At 74.2% G+C, this 15,853-nt stretch carries 17 protein-coding genes and 1 pseudogene; 9 read left to right on the top strand and 9 right to left on the bottom strand.

Annotated features, from left to right (window positions below; genetic code table 11):
* The first annotated feature begins 186 nt into the window (after positions 1-186).
* The 4 genes from ACZ3YO_RS19845 to ACZ3YO_RS19830 all read left to right on the top strand — a co-directional run bounded on the left by ACZ3YO_RS19845 (position 187) and on the right by ACZ3YO_RS19830 (position 3,511).
* Positions 187-1,041 carry an aspartyl/asparaginyl beta-hydroxylase domain-containing protein gene (locus ACZ3YO_RS19845; protein WP_465570844.1) on the top strand — a complete coding sequence of 285 codons (855 nt, stop codon included), beginning with the start codon at positions 187-189 and terminating at the stop codon, positions 1,039-1,041.
* A 127-nt stretch (positions 1,042-1,168) separates the two neighbouring features.
* On the top strand, positions 1,169-1,621 hold the full coding sequence (locus ACZ3YO_RS19840; protein WP_396322520.1) for a VOC family protein: 453 nt from the start codon (positions 1,169-1,171) through the stop codon (positions 1,619-1,621).
* Positions 1,618-2,613, top strand: coding sequence for a hypothetical protein (locus ACZ3YO_RS19835; protein WP_465570840.1), 996 nt, complete (start codon positions 1,618-1,620; stop codon positions 2,611-2,613). The genes ACZ3YO_RS19840 and ACZ3YO_RS19835 overlap by 4 nt, the downstream gene beginning before the upstream one ends.
* A gap of 13 nt (positions 2,614-2,626) precedes the next feature.
* Entirely contained in the window at positions 2,627-3,511 is an 885-nt protein-coding gene (locus tag ACZ3YO_RS19830; RefSeq protein ID WP_465570838.1) for an LLM class flavin-dependent oxidoreductase, read from the top strand.
* 162 nt (positions 3,512-3,673) lie between these two features.
* Here ACZ3YO_RS19830 and ACZ3YO_RS19825 read toward each other — a convergent pair whose 3' ends face one another.
* On the bottom strand, positions 3,674-4,318 hold the full coding sequence (locus ACZ3YO_RS19825; RefSeq protein ID WP_465570835.1) for a DUF6629 family protein: 645 nt from the start codon (positions 4,316-4,318) through the stop codon (positions 3,674-3,676).
* 281 nt (positions 4,319-4,599) lie between these two features.
* A pseudogene (locus tag ACZ3YO_RS19820) lies at positions 4,600-5,439 on the bottom strand (DMT family transporter); the annotation flags it as partial.
* 324 nt (positions 5,440-5,763) lie between these two features.
* Between ACZ3YO_RS19820 and ACZ3YO_RS19815 the strand changes: the two are divergent.
* Positions 5,764-6,027: a dsRBD fold-containing protein gene (locus ACZ3YO_RS19815; RefSeq protein ID WP_148641447.1), complete on the top strand. Its 264-nt coding sequence runs from the start codon at positions 5,764-5,766 to the stop codon at positions 6,025-6,027.
* Positions 6,028-6,213: 186 nt separating this feature from the next.
* Here the strand turns inward: ACZ3YO_RS19815 and ACZ3YO_RS19810 are convergent, their stop codons facing one another.
* The 3 genes from ACZ3YO_RS19810 to ACZ3YO_RS19800 all read right to left on the bottom strand — a co-directional run bounded on the left by ACZ3YO_RS19810 (position 6,214) and on the right by ACZ3YO_RS19800 (position 8,567).
* A complete protein-coding gene (locus tag ACZ3YO_RS19810) occupies positions 6,214-6,969 on the bottom strand; it encodes a maleylpyruvate isomerase family mycothiol-dependent enzyme (protein WP_465570833.1) in 756 nt (251 codons plus the stop codon).
* Positions 6,966-7,517, bottom strand: coding sequence for a DUF6817 domain-containing protein (locus tag ACZ3YO_RS19805; protein ID WP_465570830.1), 552 nt, complete (start codon positions 7,515-7,517; stop codon positions 6,966-6,968). The genes ACZ3YO_RS19810 and ACZ3YO_RS19805 overlap by 4 nt, the downstream gene beginning before the upstream one ends.
* Positions 7,518-7,643: 126 nt before the next feature.
* Positions 7,644-8,567 (bottom strand): alpha/beta fold hydrolase, encoded by a 924-nt coding sequence (locus ACZ3YO_RS19800; RefSeq protein ID WP_465570827.1) that lies wholly within the window; start codon positions 8,565-8,567, stop codon positions 7,644-7,646.
* A 113-nt stretch (positions 8,568-8,680) separates the two neighbouring features.
* Here ACZ3YO_RS19800 and ACZ3YO_RS19795 point away from each other — a divergent pair, with 113 nt between their 5' ends.
* Positions 8,681-9,118 (top strand): MarR family winged helix-turn-helix transcriptional regulator, encoded by a 438-nt coding sequence (locus tag ACZ3YO_RS19795; RefSeq protein ID WP_465571000.1) that lies wholly within the window; start codon positions 8,681-8,683, stop codon positions 9,116-9,118.
* 48 nt (positions 9,119-9,166) lie between these two features.
* Here the strand turns inward: ACZ3YO_RS19795 and ACZ3YO_RS19790 are convergent, their stop codons facing one another.
* Positions 9,167-10,105, bottom strand: coding sequence for an AEC family transporter (locus ACZ3YO_RS19790; protein WP_465570825.1), 939 nt, complete (start codon positions 10,103-10,105; stop codon positions 9,167-9,169).
* 178 nt (positions 10,106-10,283) lie between these two features.
* Between ACZ3YO_RS19790 and ACZ3YO_RS19785 the strand changes: the two genes are divergently transcribed.
* A complete protein-coding gene (locus ACZ3YO_RS19785; protein ID WP_465570823.1) occupies positions 10,284-10,733 on the top strand; it encodes an HD domain-containing protein in 450 nt (149 codons plus the stop codon).
* 361 nt (positions 10,734-11,094) lie between these two features.
* On the opposite strand, the gene ACZ3YO_RS19780 is transcribed toward ACZ3YO_RS19785, so the two are convergent.
* Both ACZ3YO_RS19780 and ACZ3YO_RS19775 read right to left on the bottom strand, forming a co-directional pair.
* On the bottom strand, positions 11,095-11,469 hold the full coding sequence (locus tag ACZ3YO_RS19780) for an aggregation-promoting factor C-terminal-like domain-containing protein (protein WP_396322511.1): 375 nt from the start codon (positions 11,467-11,469) through the stop codon (positions 11,095-11,097).
* Positions 11,470-11,954: 485 nt separating this feature from the next.
* Positions 11,955-12,749 carry an NAD(P)H-dependent oxidoreductase gene (locus tag ACZ3YO_RS19775; RefSeq protein WP_465549842.1) on the bottom strand — a complete coding sequence of 265 codons (795 nt, stop codon included), beginning with the start codon at positions 12,747-12,749 and terminating at the stop codon, positions 11,955-11,957.
* 99 nt (positions 12,750-12,848) lie between these two features.
* Here ACZ3YO_RS19775 and ACZ3YO_RS19770 point away from each other — a divergent pair, with 99 nt between their 5' ends.
* Both ACZ3YO_RS19770 and ACZ3YO_RS19765 read left to right on the top strand, forming a co-directional pair.
* A complete protein-coding gene (locus ACZ3YO_RS19770) occupies positions 12,849-13,817 on the top strand; it encodes a helix-turn-helix domain-containing protein (RefSeq protein WP_465570818.1) in 969 nt (322 codons plus the stop codon).
* 85 nt (positions 13,818-13,902) lie between these two features.
* Positions 13,903-14,256 carry a VOC family protein gene (locus tag ACZ3YO_RS19765; RefSeq protein WP_465549846.1) on the top strand — a complete coding sequence of 118 codons (354 nt, stop codon included), beginning with the start codon at positions 13,903-13,905 and terminating at the stop codon, positions 14,254-14,256.
* A 61-nt stretch (positions 14,257-14,317) separates the two neighbouring features.
* On the opposite strand, the gene ACZ3YO_RS19760 is transcribed toward ACZ3YO_RS19765, so the two are convergent.
* Complete coding sequence (locus tag ACZ3YO_RS19760) at positions 14,318-15,838, bottom strand: carboxyl transferase domain-containing protein (protein ID WP_465570815.1); 1,521 nt, start codon at positions 15,836-15,838, stop codon at positions 14,318-14,320.
* Between the last annotated feature and the right edge of the window lie 15 nt (positions 15,839-15,853).

Here is a 15,853-nt window from a genome sequence, read left to right as displayed (position 1 = left end):
CTCCATTGCCGCCCGTCCGTTCGGCCTCATCCGCCTAGCATGGGTATCCCCGAGGACGAGTTGCGCATATCTGGACAGCAATTCCTCGCACGATCTCCTGGGCGAATCCCCCCGCCGGCACTGTGCAGCCTTTCACGCGGTGATCGCATTCCTCTGGGGTCCAATGAGCGAGTCAAGGAGTGAGCCATGCGTACGCAGTTGATCGGCAAGATCGACCTCGACCAGACGAAGCTGTCGGACGACCTGGAGGCGAGCCTCGGCATCAACTTCGGCGAGCCGTACGACGAGTTCGTCTGCGGCCGCCCGTGGAAGAGCGCCATGCTGATGACGCCCGGCGGCGGTGAGGGCACCGTCCTCTCGCAGTTCGACCCGTCCGAGCCGGCCGCGTTCACCGCCGACGGCGAGCGCCTGCCGTACGTCCAGGAGCTGATCCGGAAGCACTTCGCGACCGAGCACATCACCTTCGCCCGTCTCGTGGCACTCAGCAACAGCGTGCTGGTCCCGCACCGCGACTACGTCGAGCTGTCCGACGACGTCTCGAAGGCGCGGATCGCGCACCGCGTGCACATCGTGCTCTCCACCGCCGAGGACGCGATGTTCAACGAGTCCGACTCGGTCTACCGGATGAAGGAGGGCGAGGTCTGGTTCATCGACGTCACCAAGCCGCACAGCGCCGGTGTCGTCGGCGACACCCGCCGCGTCCACCTGCTGATCGACGTCGCCAACGTGGACGACGTGGAGAAGCTGTTCAAGTTCGAGCACGAGCTGACGGGCGGCATCCCGGAGGCCAACCTCTGCGAGCGTCCGGAGCTGACCGCCGAGGAGCGTGAGGGCATTCACGCGCTGTCGGGGGTCATCGACGAGGAGAACATCATGGAGGTGCTCGGCCTCGTCATCAGGAAGCACTACCGCAAGGACGGCGGCCCGAAGTTCGTCTGGAGCACCATGACGGAGATCGCCCGGCTGAGCGGCGACGAGCGGATCGTCAAGAAGGTGGCGGACCTGTACCACCACACCAACCTCGAGCGCATCGAGAAGTAGCGGCCACACGACGACGGGCACTTCCACTCGCGGAACGGGCCGATGCGGTGGCCAGGGACTCCTGACGGGCCCTGGCCACCGGCACGCACACCGCGCCACGAATCGGGCGAGCTGACAGGAATCATCAATGACAGTCCACCATCACCACATCGGCATACAGACTGCGGACCTGGACAACTGTCTGGCGTGGTACCGCGACTACTTCGGTGCCCGGGAGACCTGGACGCTGGACACCTTCTCGGAGCTGACGCTCAGCCGGCTTCCCGGGATCACCCGCCTGACCGAGGTGATGGTCGGGGACGTCCGGTTCCACCTGTTCGAGCAGACCGGTCAGGACGACCGGCTGCCCGGCGGCAACACCGTGCAGTTCCAGCACACCTGCCTGTCGGCCGACTCGCCGGAGCGGCTCCAGTGGTGGCGGGACCACTGGGTGGAGCTCCACGAGTCCGGGCGCTACCACTTCGCCCGGCCGGAGGGGCCCACCGACATCGTGATCGACGCGGACGGCATCCGGAGCTTCTACACCTACGACGTCAACGGCCTCGAATTCGAGTTCACCTACGTGCCGGATGGTTCATGAACATCAGCTTTGAGGCACTGTCCGCCGAGCTGTCCACGCCTGAGGGCTGGACCTTCGCCGGCCGCCCCTACGGCCTCGAACCGCTCATCCTGCCGCCGCCCGCGGCTGCCGACGAGGAGCTCGGGCGACTGCGGCTGGACGCCGCGTCGGGCCCCGACCTGCGCGAGCTCTGCCCGACCCTGCTCGCGCACGGCGACTCCCCGCTGCCCGGAGGCCCGTCGTCCGGCGTGGACGCCGCCACGGACGCACCGGATCCGAGGGTCCACTGGTTCCGCTGGATCACCGGCCACCAGATCTCCTTCGTCATCTGGCGGCTGCTGGCGCAGGAGATGCGTACCGCCACCCTCACCGAGGGGGTCCGGCAGGCGAACGCCATCGCGGCGATGTCCGCGTACGTCCGCGGCTACTGCGCGATGCTGCTCTACACCGGATCCTGCTCGCGCGAGGTCTACGAGGAGCTGATCCGGCCCTCGATGTTCCTGGCGCACCCCGGCTTCAGCGGCACGTGGGCGCCCGACTTCACGGCCGTGCGCCAGGTGTTCCGCGGGAGGCAGCTGTCCTGGCTGGGCGGGGGGTCCGTGGTGGCCGAGCTGCGGCGTGCGGTCGCCGTCAGTCACCTGGTCCACTCGGGCGTCGCCGCCAAGCTCGTCCCGGCCGGCGGCTCGCTGCTCCAGGAGGCCGTCTCGACCGGCGGCAACCGGCGCTCGAACCTGCTCGGGATCCTGTACGACAACTACTTCATGACCGCCCGCGCGCACGACGCCGACGGCCAGGTCGTCCCGCAGCTGCTGCGCCGGCTGGAGGCGGTCGCCCTCGACCTGGTCGCGCACGGCCTGAACTCCGGGGGCGAGGACGAGCAGCGGCCGCCGGAGCTGCGGGACGCGGACGTGCTGGAGGTCGAACGCGACCTCCTCGGAACCATGGTGCGGGTGGCCGAGCACGCTGCGGGGCTCGACTCCAGCGACCTCGACCTGCAGCCGCAGTCGGTCTGAGGGAAGTGACGAGATGCGATACGGTGCGCTGATTCTGCCCGACCGCCGCTGGGCGGACTCCCGGCGGCGATGGGTGCGGGCCGAGGAACTCGGCTTCGACCACGCGTGGACCTACGACCACCTGATGTGGCGCTGGCTGCGGGAGAAACCCTGGTTCGGGGCGGTACCGACGCTGGCCGCGGCCGCCGCGGCCACGTCGCGGATCCGGCTGGGCACCATGGTGGCCAGCCCGACCTTCCGCCACCCGGTCACCTTCGCCAAGGAACTCATGGCGCTGGACGACATCTCCCAGGGCCGGATCATCTGCGGCCTCGGCGCGGGCGCCGGCGTCTACGACGACGAGGCGACCGGCGGGAAGTCGCCGAGCGCCCGTGAGCGCGGTGAGCGGTTCGCCGAGTTTGTGGAGCTCACCGACCGCCTGCTCCGCTCGCCCGAGACCAGCTACCAGGGCGCGTACTTCACCGCGCACGAGGTGCACCTGCACCCGGGGTGCGTGCAGCGCCCCCGGCTGCCGTTCGCCGTCGCGGCGACCGGCCCGCGCGGCATGCGGCTGGCCGCCGAGCACGGTGACCTCTGGGTGACGGCCGGCGAGGCGGGCAACTTCGAGCGCCGGCCGTACCAGGACCTGGTCCCGCTGTTCCGCCGGCAGATGGAGGCACTGGACCGGGCCTGTGAGGCGGCCGGCCGGGACCCGGCGACCATCGACCGGGTGCTGCTCACCGGCGGGATGGTCGACGGCACCCTGGAGTCCGCCGGTTCCTTCTTCCACGCGGCCGAGCTGTACGCCGGGATCGGCTTCACCGACATGGTGGTCCACTGGCCCCGGGAGGAGTTCCCGTACGAGGGCCGGGAGACGATCATGGAGGAGATCGCCGCCCGCTTCCCGAGCCGGACCTGACCTGGCCGGCCTGTCCCGACCCGATCGGGCCTGGGAAGCCGTTGTCTTTCTTAGAGTGATGGGTGCGTTCTCCGAGGGACAAGAGGGTCGTCACAGTCTGTCGCGGCCCTGTTCGGCCTCGATCGGCTCGCGCTCGTCGCCTGAACACAGTGCCCATGGCGGTCAGCCGCGCGGAGGGCGGCCGGTCCAGTGCAGGAGGAGCAGACTCGCCAGGGCGGCCAGCGCGCACCAGGTGGAGACGAACGCCAGCCGCCACAGCAGCGCACAGACGACGGCGCCCACACCGGTGAGGAGGCCGAGGCGGCGGAGCAGGCGGTCGCCGCTGAGGAGGAGCGAACCGACGGTGGCGAGCAGGTAGCCGGTCAGCAGGACGGCCGGGTGGGGGAGACCGATGGCGTAGCTGAGGGTGTGGCCGTGTTCGGTGGCCGCCACCGGGTGGACGGCGACGGCCACGGCGAGCGGGACGGCGACGAGCAGCCCGAGGAGGACGAAGGGCAGGACCACGCGCCGGCGGGCCGGTTCCCGGGCCGCGCACCAGACGCCCGCCGGGACGAGCACGGGCAGCAGCGGCAGCGCGATCGCCGCCCAGGCCGTCCGCGCCCACCCGGCCGGTCCGGCGGGTAGCCCGCCGTCGATGCCGTACCAGACGGCGGCCTCGACCAGCTGGTGCACGCCCAGGACGAGGGGGAGCGCGGCGAGCGGCAGCCGTTCCGGCCGTCCGGCGCGGTGGATCCGGACCAGGCAGAGCACGCCGATGCCGGACACCACGCCGCCTGCGACCAGGTCCGCCTGCGCGCTCCAGCACATGCCGCCGCCTCTCCGCCGCCGTTGGTCCCGCGGTCGCCGGGCCGTTACCGGGAGCCGCCGGAGCGGCCCGAGTGGCCCGAGCCGTCGGCGTCGTCGGTGGCGGGGCGGCCGCCGGTGCCGGGGCGGCCGGCGGTGGGGTGCGGCGGGTCGGGGTCGCCGCGGCCGCCGGACCCGGGCCCGCCCGCGGGCCCGCTCGTCGCGAGCCCCTCGTCCTCCACCGCCTCCCCGTCCACGTCCTCCGGAAGTTCGCCGACGGTCTCCAGGAGGTCGCGGGTGGTCCCCGGCATGGCGGGGTGGCGGCCGATCACGATCACGCCGATGACGATGGCCACCAGTCCGGCCGACTCCCAGGCCAGCGCACCGGGGGTCACCCGCAGGCGGTCCCCGAGGAAGCCGACCGCGCACACGATCCCGGAGATCGGCTGGGCGGCGGTCAGCGCGGGCAGCGACATCCGCAGCGGCGCGGCCTCGAACGCGCTCTGCACCAGCAGCAGTCCGACCACGCCGGCCGCCACCACCGCGTACGGCTGCCAGCTGCGCAGGACGGCGTCGAGTCCGTCGTGGTCGAGGCGCTGGGTGGTAGTCCGGGTGAGCGCGTCCTGGAGGCCGTAGAGCAGGCCGGCGGCCAGGGCGAGCAGGGTGGCCTCCTCGAACAGCGGCAGCCGGCGGGCGAGGGAGACCAGCAGCAGGGTCAGCCCGGTGACCGTGCCGACGACCAGCCAATGGCGCAGCTCCCCGGCCGGTGGACCGCCTCCGCTGGGACGGCCGGCCACGATGAAGGCGGTCACGCCGAGGCCGAGCAGCAGCACCCCGGCCCAGCCGGAGCGGCCGAGGCTCTGGTGGGTGAGCACCCGGGAGAGCGCCATCGCGAACAGCAGGTTGGTGGCGAGCAGCGGTTCGACCAGCGAGACTTCGCCCTGGTTGAGGGCGAGCGCGGAGAGGATCAGACCGCTGACCATGAAGCCGGTGCCGAGCAGCCACTCCGGCATCCGCACCAGGTCGAGCAGCAGTCGCCAGTGCAGCAGGTCGGAGCGCGGCGCCCGCTGTGCCGCGTGCTGCTGGAGGACGAAGCCGAGACCCAAGCAGCAGGCGGCGCTGAGTGCGAGAAGGAAGACCGCCACGGAGGGACCACCCGAACGTCGCTGCCGGCGCCGGACCGTCGGTCCGTGGTTCGACCGCGGCTGTGGCGCGCTGTCGCCAGCCTACCGCCGGGGCGGGACACCGACCCCCGGGACACCGCGGGCCGGGGGTCGGGAGCTCGTGGCCGGGAGCTCGTGGCCGGGAGTGCCGGCGGAGTGCCGGGCCCGGAGTGCCGCTCCCGCCGCGCCCGCCGCGCTTGCCGCCGCAGGCGCAGCGGGCGCACGCTGGTGTGAGCAGCCGCCACGGGGTCCGCATCCGTGCCGGTCTGAACAGGCACGTCGGGGGCCGGCACCAGGAGGTGTGGCATGCACAACCAATGGGACGTGGAGCTGAGCTTCGAGGAAGACGGTGTGCACACGGGGTGCAACGCGAGGCTGACCGGCGCCAGGGCTCCGGGCCTCAGCGCCCACGGGGAGGCGGTCAAGAGCGCGGAGGACCGCCCGCTCGCCCGGATCGGCGAGGAGGTGGCGGCCTCCCGTGCGCTGGAGGAGCTCTCCCGCAAGCTGCGGGCGCAGGCCACCGGCGAGATCGAGGACGAGGGGCACCGGCCCGGCTACCTGATCTACTGACGACCGCCCCCGCCGGCACCCGCCGGGCTCATCGCTCACCCACCGGGGCCGCCGCCGGCCTCACCGGACCCACGGAGTACGGCGGCGGCCCCCGACGGGCGGGAAGGCGGCCGGGCGCGGGAGGAGCGGGGCGGCACTCGAAGCCGCGTGACGTCCGGTCGTGTCCGGGCCTGTCGTCACGTCCGGTCAGGTCCAGGCCTGGACCGGGGGGAGTGGCCAGGCGGGGGGTGTGGGGAGGGGAGCGCCGGCGGTGCTGCGGAGAGGGGCGTCGGCGCGGCCGCCGAGCCAGGCGAGCAGGGCGTGGCCGGGGGCGGCGACGGACGGGCCGGTCGGTGCGAGGGTCCAGTGCCGGCCGAGGTCGACGGCGTCGACCCGGCCGAGGGCGAAGTCGCGGGCGGCCAGGGCGGCGAGGGTGTCGTCGAGGGCCCAGGCGACGTAGGCGGCGGGCCAGTCGGGCGGGCCGTAGCCGGCGGCCAGGTCGGCGTGGTGGGTCTCCAGCTCCCGCCGGCAGCGGTGGAGGGTGAACCAGGCCGGGTGGGGCCAGCCGGCCAGGGCGGTCACCCTCGCGTCCCATGCGGCCGCGGGCATCGACCGGGCATCCTCGATCAGGCCGGCGAGGGAGTTCCGCAGGTCGTTCACGAGGTCGGCGGCCGGGCGGGCCGCGCCGTCCTCGACGGCTCGCGCCAAGGCCCCGGCGCCCGGGCGCGGGTCGGGCCCGGCGCCGGTGCGGGCCGCCGCCAGCAGCCCGCGGTAGGCGTCGGCGCTGCGGGCGAGGTGGGCGACGACGTGCGCGCGCGTCCAGCCGGCGAGGGCGGAGGGGGCCCGCAGGTCGGCGTCGGTCAGGCCGGCGAGTGTGTCGGCGAGCCGGGCACCGGAGCGGACGAGCTCGTCGACGAGGTCGGAGCGGGAGGCGGACCGGGAGGCGGGAGGAGGTGTGGTCATGACGGCGGGACCGGGCCGCTCGCTCCCAGGACGCTGCGGCAGTGCGCCCGGGCCGGGTCGGACAGCAGTGGCCGCCACCGGGTGAACAGGTCGAGCAGGCCCGCGCCGTGGCGGGCGCGGAACTCCGGGCTGACGGCGGCGAGGTCCAGCTCGTTGGCCGCGGTGAGTTCGGCGAAGTCCCGGCGTTCCCGGAGGCTCGGGCACCGCTGCGTGCCGGTGAAGCGGTCGACGAACGGGCCTGCCTCGTCGGCCAGTCCGCGGTAGGAGGAGGCGCGGTCGCAGGAGGCGTAGAAGTGGACGAGCGCCTCGGCCTCGGTGCCGATCGCCTCGACCAGCTCCGCGCGGCGACCGGGATCCAGCAGCGCGACCGGGAAGCCGTCCGTCCCGTAGAAGGCGTGGCAGAGGCCGGCCGAGACCAGCGCCGGGCGAGCGCCCCACGTATCGAGAAGGGCGGCGACCCGCTGCAGGTGCGCGAGCAGTGTGCCGCCTGGGTGTTCCACCACCTCGGCCCCGGCCGCCCGCAACATCGCCAGTGCTGCTGCCGTCATCTCGACCTCACCTGTCCGGACGATCGCGGGTGCGTGCGGGACCTGCCCCCGATCATAGGAGCCGCCGGCCGCCTGCCGCACCGTCACCGGTGGGGTCGCGCCCGCCCGGAGCCCGGGCGGTGGCCCTCAGGTGCGTCCGGGGTGTGGGGCGAGGAACTCGGTGAGCCGGCGGTTGAGTTCGGCCGGCCGGGCCGTCAGGAGACTGTGGTGGGAGGTGCCGGGGAGGACGGTCACCGTGGCCTCGGGGAGGGCCTGCCGGGCGAGGGTGGCGACGTGGCGGGCGTCGTGCGGGCGGCTGTGCTCGGCGAGCAGCACCAGGGCCGGGGCGCCGAGGGTGCGCAGACGGGCGGCGTCCGGGCGGCGGCCGGTGACCGGGCGGACGGCGGGGTACTCGGAGTGGCCGAGGGCGTACACCTCGCGCCAGGCCGGGTCGAGGCCGGTGCCGCCGGTCTCCCAGCCGAGGTAGCGGCGCGCCTTGCCGGCGGTGCGGGGCGGCAGGAAGAGGGGGAGGACGCGGAACAGGTAGCCGGGGCGGAAACCGGTGAAGCACTGGGTGGGGTCCAGCAGTGCGAGCCGGCGGATGCGGGCCGGGGCGTGCAACGCGTACTCCAGCGCGATCCAGCCGCCGTACGAGTGGCCGCAGAGGTCGGCCCGGGGGACGGCGAGGCCGTCGAGGACGGCGTCCAGCCAGCCCAGCAGGCCGGGCACACCGGCGAGCGGCGGGCCGTCGAGGGTGCTGCGGCCGGGGTCGCCGATGAGGTCGACGGCGAGGACGCGGTGGCCGGCGGCGGCGAGCGGGCCGACGTTGGCGAGCCAGCCGGTGGAGGTGGCGCCGCCGCCGTGGAGCAGCACCAGCGGGCGGCCGTCGCGGGGGCCGCAGGCGTTGACCCGGGTGGTGCCGTGCGGGGTGCGGACGGTGAGGGCCTCGACGGGGACGGGCCAGCGGGCCAGGGCTGCGTCGTAGGCGGCGAAGAAGGCGTCGAGTCCGGCCTCCGGGGGAGCGGCGGTGCCGGTGGCGTCGGACGTTCTGGCGGAGCGTGCTGACATCATGCCCTCCGGTGGACGGCGAACTTACTCGCTGAACAATAATCTCGCTGAGCGAGAGAATAGTCGCACGGATGTGCCCGGGGAAGGACGACAGGGTGGACAGAACCGAGGAACCGATGCAGCTGGTCCATCTGCTGCGCGGGCTGACCGTCGAACTCGACCTGTTCGGCGCCGAGTTCGCCGGACGCAACGGCCTGCACCCGACCGACCTGCGGGCACTGATCCACCTGCTGGACGCCGCCCGGGCCGGCACGGTGGTGACCCCCGGGCGGCTCGGCGAGGCGATGCGGCTCAACTCGGCGGGCACCACCGGCCTGATCGACCGGCTGGAGCGGCTCGGCCTGATCCGCCGCGAGCGCGATCCGGGGGACCGCCGCAAGGTCCAACTGCTGTTGGAGGATCGGGCGATGGAGCTGGGGCAGGCGTTCTTCGGGCGTCTGATCGCCGATCTGGTGGCCGCGATGGGCCGGTTCGACGAGGCGGAGCTGGCGACGGCCCGGCGGTTCCTGCTGGCCATGACGGAGGTGGTCGCCGCGGCCCGCGACGAGGAGTGACCGGGCCGACGCGACGGTGGAGGCGGACCCGGCCGGCGCGGGGGCGCCTCAGGCCGGCCCGAGTGCCCAGCTGACGGCCGAGAGCGTCGCCATCGAGACGAGGGTGGACCAGAGCACCGAGTCCCGGGCCAGCGCGGTGCCCTTCCCGTACTCGCGGGCGTAGGTGAAGACGTTCTGCGCCGTCGGCAGGGCGGAGAACAGTACGACGGTGAGCAGTTGGTGGGGCGGCAGGTGGAGGATGAACGCGCCGACGGCGAACGCGGCCAGCGGCTGTATCAGCGTCTTGACCGCGACGGCCACCCCGACCTCCGCGTACCGGGCCGTGCCGGAGGCCGCCGGGCGGTGGTGCAGCGACATACCGAGCGCCACCAGCGCGGTCGGCACGCCGGCGCCACCGAGCAGCGTGCAGGAACGGTTGAGTTCGTCCGGCAGGTGCCACCCCGTCGCGGAGGTCACGGCGGAGACCACGGCGCCGGCGGCGACCGCCAGCAGGATCGGGTTGCGCAGCGGGAGCGTGCGCAGCGCGCGACGGCCGGCGCGCCCGTTGTCCAGCACGGTCAGCACGGCCGGCGTGACCAGCAGGATCTGGAACAGCACCACCGGTGCGACGAAGGACGCGTCGCCGAGCACCTGCACGGCGACGGGGATGCCGAGGTTGGCCGAGTTGACGTAGCCGGCCGCCATGCCGCCGATCGCCCGCTCGGGGAGCTCCCGGCCGAACAGCCGGTGCGCGGCCAGCAGTCCGAGCCCCGTCGCGACCACCGTTCCGGCGGCGAAGGCGAGCATCGAGGGGTTGGCGAACCGGTCCAGCGGCTCGCGCGCGATCATCAGGAAGAGCGCGGCAGGCATGGCCACATGGAAGACGAACCGGTTCAGCACCGTGTCCGCGTGCGGCCCGAGCAGGCCGCTGCGGCCGACCAGGTAGCCGACCCCGGTGAGGGCCCAGATCGGGGCGAAGCCGGAGAGCAACGGATGCAGGCTGGGCATGGTTCCTCGGAGGGCTCGGGTCGCCGGGTCGGGACGGCGACGTGGCGGCCTGGCGGCCTGGCGGCGTGGCGCGGTGGCGACACGCGTGTCGGCCGCCCGTGGGCGGTGCGTGGGCGCGGCCGGGGGTCGCCCGGCACCGCCGCAGTCAACCAGATGCCCGGAGGCCTACGATGACCTGGTGGACTATCTGAGCCTGGCTGAGGTGGAGACGATCGCACGGCGCGCGCACGAGGGGCAGGTCGACAAGAACGGCCACCCCTATGCCGAGCACCTCGCCGCGGTCGCCCACGGCGTGGCGGACCGCGGCGGCAGCGCGGAGCAGATCGCGGCAGGCTGGCTGCACGACGCGATCGAGGACGACGCGCTCACCCGGGACTGGCTGGCGGCGGCCGCGCTCCCGGACACCACCAAGGTGATCGTCGACGCCCTCACCAAACGCCCGGGCGAGCCGCTCGAGGAGTACACCGCTCGCATTCTGGCCACCCCCGGCGCCCTGTTGGTCAAGCAGGCCGACCTCGCGCACAACGCCGACCCGGTCCGGCTGGCCAGTCTCGACCCCGCGACGGCCGAGCGGCTGGCGGCCAAGTACCGCCGCACGCGCGCGCTGCTCGGCCTGGACGAGGGCTGACGCTCGGCTGACGGGCCGTCGGCTCCCGCTGCCCGGCCGCCGGGGTGGGAGGAGCCGGTGAACGGCCGCCGGCGGTGGGACGAGCCGGAGGACGGCCGCCGGCGTCGGCGCGGTGACCGGCGGGCTGGGCGCCCGGCCCGGGAACGGGCGAGAGGGCCCGTGCACGCGGATCACGCGTGCACGGGCCCTCTCGGTCACCCCGGATCTCCCTGTCCGATCCCCGGGGTGAGGGGGGACAGCGGTCTGACGGCGGGCGTCGGAGCCCCAGCGGCTCAGCGGCTCAGCTGCTCGCCTGCGCGGTGGCTCGGAGACTCGGTGACTCGGCGGCTCGACGGTCCGGCTTCTGCCGGAGTGGAGCGGCTTAGTACCAGTGGTGGGTCTGCCAGAACGACCAGGCGGCGTTCGGGCTGCCGTAGCGGGTGTTCATGTAGTCCAGCGCCCACTTGATCTGGGTCTTCGGGTTGGTCTTCCAGTCCGCGCCGGCCGAGGCCATCTTGGAGCCCGGCAGCGCCTGGGCCAGGCCGTACGCGCCCGAGCTCGGGTTGGTCGCGGTCACGTTCCAGCTGGACTCGTGGGAGATGATCTGGCTGAACGAGGAGAGCTGGTTGGCCGGCACGATCTGGGCGGCGATGGCCTGCGGGGAGGCGGTCGCGGCCGAGGCGGTGGCGGGCATCAGACCGGCACCCAGGGCGGTCACACCGGCGGCGCCGGCAAGAAGAGCAGCGGAAGTGCGCATACGGAGCTTGAAAGCGGGCATGAAGAACAGGACCTCAATCAGGTTGGGCCGGTGTCACGCCCCGCCTCGACCAATGGCCGGACAGGGGCCGATACGGTCGCGGGGCGTGACTCGGCAGCTAGCCGTTCCCCGGCGGGACAGGTGCCGGGGCGGCTGACGACTGAGCCATTGTTGCCAGACCGGATCGGCCGTCGCCAAGACCCCCTGTTTACGATGCGTCGTCGTAGTGCGGGGCTGCGCCGTGGATTCGAAGGGCCCGCCACGGCGGCCGCCGAGGTGCCCGTTGACGTCGGCGGATGCGCCCGAAGAGCGTCCGCCCGGACTGCCGCCCGCCGACCACTACCGGTCGTCGTGGCGGCCAATCGCGTGTGAGCGCACTCACCGACCGCCCACCCGGGGCCGTCACCCACCGGACGGCCGGCGCCACTGCGTGTACAGACGATCTGAGAGCGGCGCCACACCCCAGCGGGGCCGCGGCCCCCGGCTCAGCCCCGCGGGCGGACGTGCAGGTCCAGCCCACTCGCCCCCGCCTCCTCCACCCCGGGCAGCAGCCGCATGTCGTGGTCGTAGTCGCCGCCGACGAGCGTGCGGAACGGGACCGGCTCGTCGGTGAAGAGGCCGTCGAGCCGCCGCGCGTACGCGCGACGCGCCTGCGCGAACCGTTCCTCGGGCAGGTCGTTCGACTCGAACACCCCGAACGGCTCCAGCGGTGCCACCCCGGCGAACCAGAACAGGCCGTGCTGGAGCGGGTACAGGACGTCGGCCAGGCGCCCGTGGATCCCCCGGTCCGAGAAGGCCGACTCGCGGGCGCCCATCGTCGCCGACACCAGCGCCCGCCGCCCCGCCAGTGCGCCCTCGCTGTAGGGCGGCGGAACGGCCGGGCCGTAGCCGAAGCCGGCGGTGAACACCCGGTCGATCCAGCCCTTCATGATCGCGGGAGCCGAGAACCACCACATCGGGAACTGCAGGATCACCGCGTCCGACCAGAGCACCTTCTCCTGCTCCGCCGCGATCTCCGGTGCCAGCCGCCCCGCCAGCGTGGCCCGCTCCGAGGCGGCCATCACCGCGAGCCGCCCGTCCGCCGCGTGCTGCGGGAAGTCGTCGGCGTCCACCGCGGCCTTCCACTTCATCGCGTAGAGGTCGGACACCTGCACCTCGTGCCCGGCCGCGCGCAGGTGCTCGACGGCGAAGGCGGTGAGGGAGGCGTTGAGCGAACGGGGCTCCGGGTGGGCGCTGACGACAAGGATCTTCTTCCGCGGCTGCGGCGTGGCATCGGTCATGCGGACCACACTCTCCCGGGCGCCGCCGGCCGGCCAGAACCCTGTTCGACCGTCGGACCGGTGGTCCTGGTACTGCGAGGGCCACCCATACTTGACCGTATGAACGGGGTGGACCGCATCGAGCGCACAGCTGTGACGGACAAGAGGGACGGGACCGGCCGCGCGGACGGCGGCAGCACAATCGACGGGGCCGAGGGGATCGACGGGGTGGGCGACGCCCGGCGCGCGCTGGGCGGCTTCCTGCGCGCCCGCCGCGGCCGTGTCGCGCCGGAGAACGTCGGGCTCGCCGGGGGCCGCCACCGGCGGGTGCGCGGGCTGCGGCGCGAGGAGCTGGCCCAGCTGGCCGGGATCAGCGTCGACTACTACGTGCGCCTCGAACAGGGCCGGGCCACCCAGCCGTCCCCCGAGGTGCTCGACGCACTCGCCCGGGCGCTCGGCCTCGACGCGGCGGAGCGCGGGCACCTCGCCACCCTGGCCGGGGCCAGGCGCGGCACCGCGCCCCGGGTGACGGCCAGCCCGCTGTTGCAGCGGCTCCTGGACACCATGGCCCCCTTCCCCGCCTTCGCGACCGACCACCGCCTGGACGTGGTGGCGTGGAACAGCCTGGGTGCGGAGCTGATCGGCGGCCTCGCCGACCCGCCCCGCCGCGGCCGGAACAACGCCGGCTTCCTCTTCCTCGACCCGGCCTCCCGCGACGTCCACCCCGACTGGGAGGACCGGGCCCGCGAGGCCGTCGGTCAGCTGAGGGTCGCCGCGGGCCGCTACCCGGACGACCTGGAGCTGGCCGCGCTGATCACCGAACTGTCGACCCACAGTGCGGACTTCCGGCGGATCTGGGCCACCGGCGAGGTCGTGATGTGCTCGGCCGGGCGCAAGCGGCTGCGCCACCCGGTGACCGGGCCGCTGACCCTGGACTTCGAGACGCTGCACGTTCCGGCCGCGCCCGGCGAGACGGGCCTGGTGGTGCACGTGTTCAGCGCCGGGGAGGGCACCCCGGAGGCCGCCGCCCTCGACCGGCTGGCCGCCTCCCTCACCGCCGCGCCGGCCCCGGCGGGGCACACTCCCTGACGAGTCCGGCGTGGCCGGGCGGGGGCGGATGCGGGCGGTGGTGTGGTGCCGGCCCGCCCGGCCGCCGTCCTGGCAGGATGGCGGCATGGAACATGTGCTTGGAATCGGTGGGTACTTCCTGCGGGCCGCCGACCCGGTGTCCCTGAATGCGTGGTACCGCGACTGCCTGGGCCTGGACGCCGATGAGCACGGCCTGTGGCGTCAGGGAGCCGGGCCGACGGTCTTCGCGACGTTCGAGTCCGGGACCGACTACTTCGGCCCCCGCTCCCAGCAGACCATGCTCAACTTCCGCGTCCGCGACCTGGACGCGATGCTCGCGCAACTGCGCGCCAAGGGAGCGGACGTCGCCGAAGGGACGCAGGACATGGAGGGGGTCGGTCGATTCGGCTGGGTCACCGATCCCGAGGGCAACCGGGTCGAGCTGTGGCAGCCTGCCTGACCGCGTCCTCGCGGCGGCGCTGAGTCGCGCCGGCCCGCCCCGACCCCGCCCGGGGGACTCGTCAGCCCAGGACGTCCCCCAGCCGGCGGTGCCGGGCGGCGCGGGCGGCGAGGCGCTGCGGCTCCGGGGTGGCGGTGAGGGCGCCGAGCGCGGCGCCGATCGCCTGCCCTAGCCGGTCGCAGAAGGCGGCCGGCTCCTCGGCGGCGTCCGGCCGCTCGGGCACGACGGTGTCGACCAGGCCGACGTCCGCCAGGTCGTAGGCGCCGATGCCCTGCGAGCGGGCCAGTTCGGGCGCGTGCGCGCCGTCGCGGTGGACGATCGCCGAGGCGCCCTCGGGCGGCAGCGGGGCGAGCCAGGCACGTTCGGCGGCGAGCACCCGGTCGGCGGGCAGCAGGGCGAGCGCGCCGCCGCCCGAACCCTGGCCGAGCAGCACCGCGAGGACGGGTGTGCGCAGGGCGAGCAGGGTGGTGAGGCAGTGCGCGATCTCGATGGCGATGCCGTCCAGCTCGGCCTGGGCGGAGAGTTCGGCGCCGGCCGTGTCGACCACCGTGACCAGCGGCAGCCCGAGCTGTTCGGCGAGGCGGGCGCTGCGGCGGACGGCGCGCAGGTCGGCGGCGGTGAACGGGCGTTCCCGGCCCGGCTCCTGCCGCTGCTGCCCGATCACCAGCGCGGGCCGGCCGTGCAGCACGGCGAGCGCGCGCACCAGCGCGCCGTCCCGGCCGCCGGGGGCGTCCAGCAGGACCAGCTCCTCGGCGGTGCGGCGCAGCAGCTCACGCGCGCCCGGCCGGTCGGGCCGGCGGGTGCTGCGCACGGACTCCCAGGCGTCGGGGCGGGCCGCGGGCCCGGTGGGCCGGGCGTCCGTCCGGCCGTCCGTCCGGGCGTCGCCGGGCGCGGGCGTCGGTTCGAGGGTGAGCACGGCCAGTGAGCGCCGCAGGACCTCGCGCAGGTCCTCCGCTGGGACCACCGCGTCCACCAGGCCGCGCCCGGCCAGTGTCTCGGCGCGCTGCACGTCGGCGGGCAGCTCCACGCCGCGCAGTTCCTCGTACACCCGGGGTCCGAGGAACCCCAGCCGGGCGTCCGGTTCGGCGAAGACCAGCTGCCCGAGCGTTCCCCAGGAGGCGAACACGCCGCCCATGGTGGGGTTGCGCAGGTAGGTGAGGTAGGGGAGGCCGGCCGCGCGGTGGGCCTGGACGGCGGCGGTGATCCGGAGCATGCAGAGGAAGGCCGCCGAACCCTCCTGCATCCGCGTCCCGCCCGAGACCGGCAGGGCGACCAGCGGCAGCCGTTCGGCGGTCGCCCGCTCCACGGCCCGGGTGATCCGCTCGGCCGTGGCCACCCCGATCGACCCGCCGAGGAACCCGAACTCGGAGGCCACCAGCGCCACCGCCCGGCCGCCGATCAGTCCGGCTCCGGTGACGACCGCCTCGTCCGTGCCGGTCCGCTCCCGCGCCCGGGCCAGCGCGGCCCGGTAGCCGGCCTCGGCGGGCTCCGGGCCGAGCGGCTCGTCCCAGCTCCGGAAGGTGCCCGAATCGACCAGCAGGCCGAGTAGTTGACGAGCCGTCAGAGAAGTTCCCGTACCCAACGTCCACCCCGTCAC

Source organism: Kitasatospora sp. NPDC022785, assembly GCF_055561295.1.
This window is presented reverse-complemented; position numbering and strand designations above follow the sequence as displayed.

What these genes read in the sequence shown, in the direction of transcription:
- ACZ3YO_RS19845 (WP_465570844.1), top strand. Translation starts at nt 187, where the DNA reads ATGCGTACGCAGTTGATCGGCAAGATCGACCTCGACCAGACGAAGCTG.
- ACZ3YO_RS19840 (WP_396322520.1), top strand. Translation starts at nt 1,169, where the DNA reads ATGACAGTCCACCATCACCACATCGGCATACAGACTGCGGACCTGGAC.
- ACZ3YO_RS19835 (WP_465570840.1), top strand. Translation starts at nt 1,618, where the DNA reads ATGAACATCAGCTTTGAGGCACTGTCCGCCGAGCTGTCCACGCCTGAG.
- ACZ3YO_RS19830 (WP_465570838.1), top strand. Translation starts at nt 2,627, where the DNA reads ATGCGATACGGTGCGCTGATTCTGCCCGACCGCCGCTGGGCGGACTCC.
- ACZ3YO_RS19825 (WP_465570835.1), bottom strand. Translation starts at nt 4,318, where the DNA reads ATGTGCTGGAGCGCGCAGGCGGACCTGGTCGCAGGCGGCGTGGTGTCC.
- ACZ3YO_RS19815 (WP_148641447.1), top strand. Translation starts at nt 5,764, where the DNA reads ATGCACAACCAATGGGACGTGGAGCTGAGCTTCGAGGAAGACGGTGTG.
- ACZ3YO_RS19810 (WP_465570833.1), bottom strand. Translation starts at nt 6,969, where the DNA reads ATGACCACACCTCCTCCCGCCTCCCGGTCCGCCTCCCGCTCCGACCTC.
- ACZ3YO_RS19805 (WP_465570830.1), bottom strand. Translation starts at nt 7,517, where the DNA reads ATGACGGCAGCAGCACTGGCGATGTTGCGGGCGGCCGGGGCCGAGGTG.
- ACZ3YO_RS19800 (WP_465570827.1), bottom strand. Translation starts at nt 8,567, where the DNA reads ATGATGTCAGCACGCTCCGCCAGAACGTCCGACGCCACCGGCACCGCC.
- ACZ3YO_RS19795 (WP_465571000.1), top strand. Translation starts at nt 8,681, where the DNA reads ATGCAGCTGGTCCATCTGCTGCGCGGGCTGACCGTCGAACTCGACCTG.
- ACZ3YO_RS19790 (WP_465570825.1), bottom strand. Translation starts at nt 10,105, where the DNA reads ATGCCCAGCCTGCATCCGTTGCTCTCCGGCTTCGCCCCGATCTGGGCC.
- ACZ3YO_RS19780 (WP_396322511.1), bottom strand. Translation starts at nt 11,469, where the DNA reads ATGCGCACTTCCGCTGCTCTTCTTGCCGGCGCCGCCGGTGTGACCGCC.
- ACZ3YO_RS19775 (WP_465549842.1), bottom strand. Translation starts at nt 12,749, where the DNA reads ATGACCGATGCCACGCCGCAGCCGCGGAAGAAGATCCTTGTCGTCAGC.
- ACZ3YO_RS19770 (WP_465570818.1), top strand. Translation starts at nt 12,849, where the DNA reads ATGAACGGGGTGGACCGCATCGAGCGCACAGCTGTGACGGACAAGAGG.
- ACZ3YO_RS19765 (WP_465549846.1), top strand. Translation starts at nt 13,903, where the DNA reads ATGGAACATGTGCTTGGAATCGGTGGGTACTTCCTGCGGGCCGCCGAC.